This is a genomic window from Streptomyces sp. MB09-02B (assembly GCF_033794485.1).
In the GTDB taxonomy this organism is placed as follows: Bacteria; Actinomycetota; Actinomycetes; order Streptomycetales; family Streptomycetaceae; genus Streptomyces.
Map to the genome: position 1 here is coordinate 1 of NZ_JARGEE010000523.1, position 5,621 is coordinate 5,621.

Annotated in this window: 5 protein-coding genes; all 5 read right to left on the reverse strand. The window is 74.5% G+C overall.

The features are described from left to right. Positions 1-21: 21 nt before the first annotated feature. Positions 22-876 (reverse strand): CoA ester lyase, encoded by an 855-nt coding sequence (locus P1P70_RS39650; protein ID WP_319246561.1) that lies wholly within the window; start codon positions 874-876, stop codon positions 22-24. Then, on the reverse strand, positions 873-2,093 hold the full coding sequence (locus tag P1P70_RS39655) for a CoA transferase (RefSeq protein WP_319246564.1): 1,221 nt from the start codon (positions 2,091-2,093) through the stop codon (positions 873-875). The genes P1P70_RS39650 and P1P70_RS39655 overlap by 4 nt, the downstream gene beginning before the upstream one ends. Continuing rightward, complete coding sequence (locus P1P70_RS39660; protein WP_319246567.1) at positions 2,090-3,469, reverse strand: ADP-ribosylglycohydrolase family protein; 1,380 nt, start codon at positions 3,467-3,469, stop codon at positions 2,090-2,092. Before P1P70_RS39660 ends, P1P70_RS39655 begins: the two co-directional genes overlap by 4 nt. Beyond that, positions 3,466-4,662: an ADP-ribosylglycohydrolase family protein gene (locus P1P70_RS39665; RefSeq protein ID WP_319246569.1), complete on the reverse strand. Its 1,197-nt coding sequence runs from the start codon at positions 4,660-4,662 to the stop codon at positions 3,466-3,468. The genes P1P70_RS39660 and P1P70_RS39665 overlap by 4 nt, the downstream gene beginning before the upstream one ends. Further along, positions 4,659-5,621 (reverse strand): ADP-ribosylglycohydrolase family protein (locus tag P1P70_RS39670; protein ID WP_319246571.1); only part of this gene is annotated, 963 nt, incomplete at its 5' end. The genes P1P70_RS39665 and P1P70_RS39670, both read right to left, overlap by 4 nt.

Genomic DNA, 5,621 nt, shown 5'->3' on the forward strand with positions numbered 1-5,621 from the left:
GGGTAGGGGCGGCGGGGGCGATCAAAGCCTGCTGGGGCGGGCCGCGAGGGTCAGGGTTCTGCGCGCCGCGGCGACGACGGCCGGGTCGATGAAGTGCCCGTCGGGGAGGGCCTGGGCCCCGGCCGTGGTGGTCGCCGCTCGCAGGGTCCGCTCGGCCGACTCCACCTCCTGGGCAGTGGGAGTGTAGGCGCGTTCGATCACCGGGAGCTGACGGGGATGGATGGCGGCACGGCCCAGGAAGCCGAGCGCGCGCCCGTGCGCGGACGTGTCCGCCAGGCCCTCCAGGTCCCTCGTGTCCGGGTAGATCGACTGGGCGGGCGACGGGAGGCCGGCGGCCCGGGCGGCGAGGATCACCCGGGAGCGCGGCCAGTCGAGGGCCCGGTCGTCGCCGGCGGCCAGGTCGGCGCGGAGATCGGCCTCGCCGAGCGCGATGCCCCGGAGGGCGGGGTGCGCGGTGGCGACGTCGTACGCCCGTTCCACGCCCAGGGCCGATTCGAGGAGGGCGTAGAGGGGGATCGCTCCTCCGTCCGCCGGCGCGGTCCGCTCCGCGACCTTCGCCACCTCGGCAGGGGACGTGATCTTCGGGAGGCGGAGGGCGGTCAGGCCGGGGAGCGGGGCGAGGGTGTCGAGATCCTTCTCGGCGTCCGGGGTGTTCAGTGCGTTGACGCGTACGTGCACCGGTACGGGCGGCGGTGCGGAGAGGAGCTCGGCGGTGGCCGCGCGGGCGTAGGCCTTGCGGTCGGGAGCCACCGCGTCCTCCAGGTCCACGATGACCACGTCCGCGCCGGAGGCGAGCGCCTTGGTGACCACCTCCGGGCGGTCGCCGGGGACGTACAGCCAGGTCAGCGGGAAGGGCGTCGGTGGCTGGGGGGTCACAGGGCGCCCTCCTGGCGGAGGGTCTCGATCTCCGGTGCGGACAGGCCCAGTTCGGTCAGGACCGAGTCCGTGTCGGCACCGTGCGGACGGCCCGCCCAGCGGATCGCGCCGGGGGTGGTGGAGAGGCGGAAGAGAACGTTCTGCATGCGCAGGGGACCGAGGTCGGGGTCGTCGACGGTGGTGATCGTGTCCAGGGCGCGGTACTGGGGGTCGGTCATCACCTCCCGTACGTCCTGGATGGGGGCCACCGCCGCCTCCGCCTTCTCGAACGCCTCGATGACCTCCTCCCCGGTGTGGCGGGCGATCCACGCGCCGACCGCCTCGTCCAGGACGTCCGTGTGCCGCGCCCGCTCCGCCCCTGAACCGAACCAGGGCTCGTCGATCAGCTCGGGCCGTCCGACCAGGCGCATCACGCGTTCCGCGATCGACTGGGCCGAGGTGGACACGGCCACCCAGGAACCGTCCGCCGTGCGGTAGGTGTTGCGGGGCGCGTTGTTCGCGGAGCGGTTGCCCGTGCGGGGCTGGACGTGGCCCAGCTGGTCGTACCAGAGGGGCTGGGGGCCGAGGACGGTGAGGATCGGCTCGATGATCGCCATGTCGACCGTCTGCCCCTGTCCGGTGCGGTCACGCGCGGCGAGCGCGGTCATCACCGCGTACGCCGTCGCGAGGCCCGCGATGGAGTCGGCGAGGCCGAAGGGCGGCAGGACCGGTGGGGCGTCCGGCTCGCCGGTGATCGCGGCGAACCCGCTCATGGCCTCGGCGAGGGTGCCGAAGCCGGGGCGGTGCGCGTACGGGCCGAACTGGCCGAAGCCGGTGACGCGGGCGAGGACCAGACCGGGGTTGGCCGCCGACAGCTCCTCCCAGCCCAGACCCCATTTCTCCAGCGTGCCGGGGCGGAAGTTCTCGATGATCACGTCGGCGGTGGCGGCGAGCCGGAGGAGGGTGTCCCGGCCGCCCGGGGTGGAGAGGTTCAGCGTCAGGGTGCGCTTGTTGCGGCCCAGTAGCTTCCACCACAGGCCCACGCCGTCCTTCGACGGGCCGTGGCCCCGGGACGGGTCCGGTTTCGTGGGGTGCTCGACCTTGATGACCTCCGCGCCGAAGTCGCCGAGCATCGTGGCGGCGAGGGGGCCCGCGAAGAGCGTGGCGAGGTCGAGGACGCGGAGGTGGCTGAGCGCGGGGGCGTGCGTCGCCCGGGGCGGGAGTGGCGCCTGGGTCATGGGTGAAGGGTCTCCCGGAGGGTGAGGTGGGCAAGGGCGTCGAAGCCGATGCCGTTGAAGTCGGCGATCGAGGTGGCCAGGCGGTTCTTGAGGGGGGCCGTCCAGCGTTCGGGGAGCGCGTTCGGGGAGCCGGTCAGGAGGCCCGCGATGCTGCCTGCCGTCGCACCGTTGGAGTCGGTGTCCCAACCGCCCGACACCGCACGGCAGATGGAGGCCGTGTAGTCCCCGTCCGCGTGGGTGAGGGCGGCGGTGAGCAGGGCGGTGTTGGGGACGGCGTGGACCCAGTGGTGGTCGGCGTAGGTGGCGTGCAGCTCGTCGACGACCGTGTCGAAGTCCCGGATCTCCGTGGCCAGTCGGAGAGCGTGGTCGATCGCCTTCGCGAGGCGGGAGTGCGGGGGGACGACCGTCAGGCCGGTGCGCAGGCACTGGTGGACGTCGTGGGCGCCGGTGGCCGCCTCGGCGATGGTGGCCGCGACGAACATCGCCGCGTAGACGCCGTTGGCGGTGTGGGTGAGGGTGGCGTCCCGGTGGGCCTGCTCGGCGGCGGCGGCAGGGTCGCCGGGGTTCGTCCAGCCGTGGACGTCGGCGCGGATCAGGGCGCCGATCCACTCGCGGAACGGGTTGCGGTGGCGGGCGGTGCGGGGTGGGTCGACGCCGGAGAGGAGGTTGCGGTAGGCGACCCGTTCCGCGGTGAAGGTGCGGCCCGCGGGGAGTTCGTCGAGCCAGAGGGTGGCTACGTCGGTGGTGGTGAAGTCCCGGCCGTGGCGGGCCAGGAGGAGGAGGTTGAGCAGGGGGTAGTTGAGGTCGTCGTCCTCGGGCATGCCGTCGATGTTCTCGGCGAGGGAGGTGGGGGCCGAGCGGCGGTTCCACGGGTGCGCGGTGAGGAGTTCCGGGGGGACGCCGCGGGCGGTGAACCAGGTGGTGAGGGGCCAGTTGCCGGTGGCCGAGGCGAGTCGGCGGATGGCGTGGAGGGGGAGTTTCTCCACGGGTTTGCCGAGGAGGCAGCCGGCGGCGCGGCCCAGCCAGGCGGCTTCCAGGCGGGATGCGTAGGCGGCCGGAGTGGGCCGATCGGACTGGGGCGGGTGCGCGGGCCAGTCCGGGCACTGGGCCTTGATTCCGGGCAGGGCCGTCGGTTCGTCCTCCGCCAAGGCACTGGGCAGGTCCGCCAGTTCGTCGAGGAGGTCTTCGGCCAGTTGACGGAGGTAGCGGGAAGCCCGGTCGGGGGAGGCGCCCGCGCGGAGAGGGGCCGGGGGGCCGCCCGCCGCGCGCCAGCGGGCGGCGATGGCCGAGGGTTCGCGGCCGTCCTGACGGGCCTGGTGGAGTTCGTGGCCGAGGAGGTCCTCGGGCTGGACCCAGGTGAGGCGCAGGGGGGTCACCGGACCGGGGCCAGGGCGGTGAAGGCCGACTCGTGGGCGCGACGGCGGCGGACGTCCTGGTCGTGGATCCGGAGCGTGACGTCCGTCAACGTCCGGGCGGGGGCGTGCAGGTCCAGGCGGCTGGCCTCCGCCACCGTCTTGGCCCAGTCGGACGGGACGTCCGAGCCCAGCGCGCCGGCGAGGGCGCCGGACATCGTGGCGATGGAGTCGCAGTCGCGGCCGTAGTTCACCGAACCCAGCACCGTGTGCCGGTAGTCGCCGCGGGCCACGAGCAACATGCCGAGCGCGATGGGGAGTTCCTCGATCGCGTGCAGACGGGAAGGGCGGCGGGCCCCGAGGGAAGGGGCGCGGTAGTCGGGGCCGACCGTGTCGAACGGGGTGACCGCCTCGCGGAGCGGCCGCAGCGCCGACTCGAATTCCGTGTGACGGCGGGCCACTTCGCACACCGACTCGATCGCCGCGCGGGTGCCGTCCTTCGCGAGGGCGAGGCAGGCCTCGATCACCGACTCCGCGGTCGCGCCCGGTGTGCACGCCGCGGCGACGGCCGCCGCGAACACGCCCGCGGCCTCCCTGCCGTACGACGACTGGTGGGCGCCCGCGACGTCGAGCGCCTCGGCGTACGCGCCGCGCGGGTCGGCCGCGTTGACCAGGCCGACGGGGGGCATGTACATCGCGGCGCCGCAGTTGACGATGTTGCCGGTGCCAGCCTCGCGGGGGTCGATGTGGCCGTAGTGGATCCGGGCCACCAGCCACTTCTCGGCGAGGAAGACCCGCTGGAGGGGGAGGGCCTCGGCCTCCAGCTCGGGGATCCAGCGCGGGGTCGTCATCATGTCCGGCACCAGGTGCTCGGCGACGGCGTACGCGTCGAGGTGGTCGCGTACGCGGTCGTACACCCGGACGAGCGCGTGCGTCATCAAGGTGTCGTCGGTGACGTGGCCGTCGCCCTTGTGGTACGGCGCGATGGGGCGGGCGGTGCGCCAGTCGTCGCCGTTCCAGGGGCCGACGACGCCGTGCACGCGGCCGCCGTGGCGTTCGAGGATCTGCTCCGGGGTGTAGCCCTCAACCGGGCCGCCCAGGGCGTCGCCCACGGCGGCGCCGACGAGGGCGCCGGTGATGCGTTCGTCGAGTGCGGCGTCCGGAACGGCCGCGGGGGCGGGCGCCGGGACGGGTGCGGGTTGGGATGCGGGCGTCATGCCCGGCTAACGCCGGGGGTGGTGGGGAGTTGCGCTGTGTCGAGAAGTTCGGACAGGTGGACGAGGTCGGTGCCGGTGAGACGGGGGAGGGCGCAGCCGGAGAGGGTGCGGCAGGCGTCCCGCCAGGTGTCGGGGATGGCGGTGCCGCCGCCGAGTGCGCCGGTCAGGGCGCCGGCGAGGGCCGGGGCGGAGTCGGCGACCCGGGAGAGGCAGGCGGCGGCGGGGACGGCCTCGGCGATCCGGCCCCGCGCGGCGGTGGCCAGGGCGAGGGCCACGGGGACGGTCTCGGCGGCGGCGATGCCGTAGCTGTAGACGTGGTCGACGATCTGGTGCTCCAGAAGGGGGACCAGAGCGAATGTTCCTTCTTTTCTGTGGCGGTGGGCGAGGTCGAGTGCGTGGCGGGCGTTGCGGCCGATCTCCGTCCCGGCGGGGAGCTCGGCCAGGGCGGCGGCCGCGCAGTCGTCGACGTCCGCGCCGGTGAGCGCCAGCGCGAGCGCTGCGGCCATCGCGCGGGCGCCGTGCACGCCGTCGCCGTCCTGGGTGTAGCGGGCGTCGAACTCGGCGAGGTCGGCGGCGCGTCGGGGGTCGCCCGGGTGGGCCACCGCCAGGACGCAGGCGCGGACGCAGGCCGCGTCGTCGAAGTAGTGCGGGTTGTCGTGGCCGGTGGCGGGCGGGCGCAGGCCGGTGGCGAGGTTGCCGAGGCCGGCGCGTACGGAGATACGGGCGCGCAGGGGGAGTACGGCGGACTCGACCTCGGGGGCGCGTTCCGCTGCCGCGGCGATCTCGCTGGCGACGGCGTTCCAGGAGAGGTCGATCGAGGCGCGGGTGCGGCGTTCGAGGCTGAGGTCGCCGAGGGCGGCGGTGTCGGCTGCGCGGAGGAGGGACTCCGCGGCGAAGGCCGCCCATTCCGCGTCGTCGGAGGGGCCGAGGCGGAGGGGCTCGGGGGGTTGGTTGAGAGC